Origin of the sequence: Aerosakkonema sp. BLCC-F183, from assembly GCF_041929145.1 — a bacterium.
GTDB lineage: Bacteria > Cyanobacteriota > Cyanobacteriia > Cyanobacteriales > Aerosakkonemataceae > Aerosakkonema.
The window spans coordinates 1-3,736 of sequence record NZ_JBHFNU010000038.1; the positions used below are offsets into that span (position 1 = coordinate 1).

The following is a 3,736-nucleotide window of genomic DNA, read 5'->3' on the forward strand; positions in this document are numbered from 1 at the left end:
GCCTACTCCTCTGCAACAAACAGCTTTGGATTTGCTGGGAGTTGGGTTGTAGTGTACCCATGTAATTGGCCGAGCTTGAACCCTTAAAGCCAAGCCCAGCATACCTTCCCCCTTTTTGTCAAAAGGGAACTCCAGTTTAACCAAATCGGTAATAATTCCAGCCATTTATTTTGTTGTAGCTGTTTTAATGCTTCTTGTTCCATACTCAGCGCACCCCACACGCAAATAGCAGCTTCAGCAGATCGATCGTCACGCATTTTTAAAGCATTCTTCCATAATTTTTGTGCCTGTTTATTGAATCGAGTTGCCAAAAATTCGTAAGCTTCTTGAACTTGTTCGGGAATAGTTACTTTATAAACGGTTTCTCCTCTTGGTAATCTATCTCCCCGATAAGAAAGAAAATTATGAGAACCGCATAAGTGAATTTTGCGATCGACTACTACTTCCTTTGCATGGGAATTTCCCAACCAAAATATCTGCACCGCAGGTAAACCATCTGGTGTTTTAATTCCTGCTAATTTTTGCTGGAGTGTAGGGGGAATTTGTCGTTCTTCTTCTTCCTGTTTGCGAGCAATTCCATAACCAATTAAAACGGCAACTTCCTGTTTGGCAATATTCTCAAGCAGCTTAATAAATTCATCATCTATTACTTCTTCGCTTACCCAAGGTGAAAAAATCAGTATTTCTTGACGCGCCGATTTTAGAGTATCTATAAAAGCTTTGCGGATCTGACTATCACGGATCAAAATAGCACTATCTGTTTCATTAGTTGAGGCAGGTTTATTTGGTTTGGGATTAGTCCTAATTTCCAGAACATTTTCAATTGCTATACGATCGATTTTCTCAATTCTTGCCTCAACTTCTGCATTCCTCGCTTCCATCAGTAGATGGCGTTCGTTGGCAATAGTTTCTTCACTAATAGAGAAGAAATCTTGTAAGGAAATCATTCCTGCTTCTTGCAGGATATCTAAATAAGTTGAGGGATATTCTAAAACCTGCTTACCGCGTCTAATTTGCAGGTTTATTTTATCTTCAATTATGTCAAAAATAACTAAAATTGAAATAGCTTGCCAGATATTTTGAGGTTCATCTATTATACTTGATTCAGTAACTATTTTGCCTTCTTTTGGGTCGTGCAGTCCTAAGCTGGAAGCTTGAATTATTTGCTGGAATTCTTCTAATAGTAAGGAATCAATATCGGGCGATCTATTTTCGATCGCTATAAAATTTTCTAACTCTGGTAAGTCAATGTTGGTTGATTCTAAAGGAGAAGCGAGAAAAAAAAGATTGCTGTTTAATGGGTCAGTTATGGCATAAATTTCTTTAGTTTGTGGAGGTTGAGGAACAGAACCTTGTTCGTAAAATTGTCGTCCTTGGGGAGTAAGTGCGATCGAACCATTTGTTGTCCATGCTAAAGTTTGTAAAGAGCGCAGAGTTCTCGTAGTATTCTGTACGAATACAGGATCGAGTCCCAGTACATTTGCTAGTTCCTCAACGGTTGGCGGCGGTTCGAGTTCAATTCCAGCGCGAAGAATAAACTCTTCGATTACATTAAATTTACGCGGTTCGCTAATAGTAACTTCTACGGTTACTTGTGAAACGCTATAGCGAAATTGACGCGCCGCTAAAACAGATAAACCCGGACTTTGTTGCTCAATTTTGTCTGCCATTTCTTTTAGATTGGCATCAATTGGTTTAGGAGAGGATGCTAGAAACATTTATTAATCCTTGATAGTTTTGTTAATTAATAGGTTTATCCTTGAGGAACTATCCTGATATTTGAGAAACATCAATTAATCCTCCATGACGACGCAGGATATCGGAGATGTTAGAATAAATACTACCAACTCCCCGTGCATATTGAGTAAATAAGGAATGACAACCGACAACTATTAGCAATTCTTGAGCGCGAGAAAAAGCAACGTTTACCCGTTCTAACTTTTTGGCAAATCCTACATCTCGATTGCTATTATTGCGAACCATGCTAACAATAACTACTGCGCGTTCCATACCTTGAAATCGGTCAACTGTACCAGTTCTAATTTGCAAGGAAGGAAAGCTTTGGGGATTTATTCTTTCTTCAATTAGTCTCAATTGAGCGCCATAAAAAGTAATGATGCCGATTTCTTTGCGGGAATTTCCAGCAGCAACTTTGGGAAACCAAGATTCTTCCATTTGCTGACATAAAATTTCGATCGCATCCACTTCTTTAAGATTCGTCCTTGACGTTCCTTCTTGTCTTTCGGCAAAACCCTCTTCCAATGGCATTTTTACCCAAATAAGATGATGATTTTCTTGGATAATTTTACCATTGAGATTGTGTGCGCGTTGCCGATCTGCATCGGTAATTCCACATTGCAAGCGATGTTCGTAAAACTGATTGATTGCACCCATAATAACTGGGTGCATTCGATACTGAATAGTTAACCTACGCTTAATACTCTCTGATGCAGCTTCAAATTGTATTTTGAATAGCGATTCTTCTAAAAATGCCATTTCTTCTCTGGTACTGTCCATTTCTTCGGCAATTTCTTCGATGCTATTTTCATGTAGCATTGGCGGTAATTGTCGATAGTCACCAATTAGGACTAATTTCTTCCCTTTTAAGGCAGGAATTAGTAACTCTGGCGGCGTACATTTACTGACTTCATCAATAATTACGACATCAAAGTTATTGAATTCTCTGGCAAAGTTATATCCAGCAGCTTGCACGCAAGTAATGCCGATAACGTTGGCATTATCAATATAAGTTCGCCGCAATTCGGTGCGATCTTGTGCGGAGGGATTGCGTAATTTTTGAATCCAATCTTGGACGAGGTTTTCGTAGCGACTGAGATAAGCTTGTTCTTTTTGTAATTCTATTTGCCAAGCGTCGAATTGCGCTTTTACTGTGCGTAAAAAGTCTGGATCGAATAAACCTGTTGAGGGAACTGGTGGTTTTAGTCGATCGGGTATTGCTTGCCATGCTGACTCCCACCATTTGCGATCGCTAATTAATTGTTCTGAAGGTTTCTGTTGTAGTTGCGCTTCTATTTCGCTAATTTGGTTTTGTAAATCTCTCACTTTAATGTTGGCACTTTCATAAGTTTGTTGTAACTTGGCAAGATGATTATTTAGATTATTTTTGATATTTGATAGTGCAACTAAAGGATCTAGCAAGGAAATCATCTCCGTCAGGTTAGTAATACTGCTTTCCCAGTCAATCACCTGTGCTGATAATGTTGGTAATTCTGCTAAAACAGTTAACATTGAGGTGCTTTGCAGGCATCTTTCCACTACAGCGCGTAAACTATCTGGCAATTTTTCAAACTGTTTCAATTCTGTTAAAATTGCTCGGCAGTTTCTAGCTTTTATTCCAGCTTGTTGGCGCAAATTTTCTAACTGCCTTTGAGATTCGGACATTTGTCTTTTCAGATTGGCTAAATCTTCATTAAATAGCTGAGTAGATCCGCTTTGCGTGCTAGCATTTCCGATAACTAATCCTACTTTTAAATCTCGATTGAAAGCTTTGACAACGGCAAGTTTAATATCTGGTAGATTTTTTTGCGCTAATTCCAACAATCGCTGAGAGCTAATACCTATTTGCACTGTTTCACCCTGGGGGGGAGACAACAATCGGTCAACCCCTTACTGCGTGCGGGGTTGACCGATTGTTGTCAAAAAAAAATAGGTCTGCTATTCTCAAGTAGACCTAACTAATGAAAAAAATGAATTTAATACCTTCATTTTACACCCA

Annotated in this window: 2 protein-coding genes; both read right to left on the reverse strand. The window is 38.9% G+C overall.

Annotated features, from left to right (window positions below):
- Positions 1-83 precede the first annotated feature (83 nt).
- Positions 84-1,718, reverse strand: coding sequence for a hypothetical protein (locus tag ACE1CD_RS09390; protein ID WP_374823449.1), 1,635 nt, complete (start codon positions 1,716-1,718; stop codon positions 84-86).
- 49 nt (positions 1,719-1,767) lie between these two features.
- The gene (locus ACE1CD_RS09395) at positions 1,768-3,588 is read right to left on the reverse strand and encodes a DEAD/DEAH box helicase (protein ID WP_374823452.1); all 1,821 of its coding nucleotides are present in this window, start codon (positions 3,586-3,588) and stop codon (positions 1,768-1,770) included.
- Positions 3,589-3,736 lie beyond the last annotated feature (148 nt).

Coding starts and splice junctions, on each gene's coding strand:
- ACE1CD_RS09390 (WP_374823449.1), bottom strand. CDS start 1,718: ATGTTTCTAGCATCCTCTCCTAAACCAATTGATGCCAATCTAAAAGAA.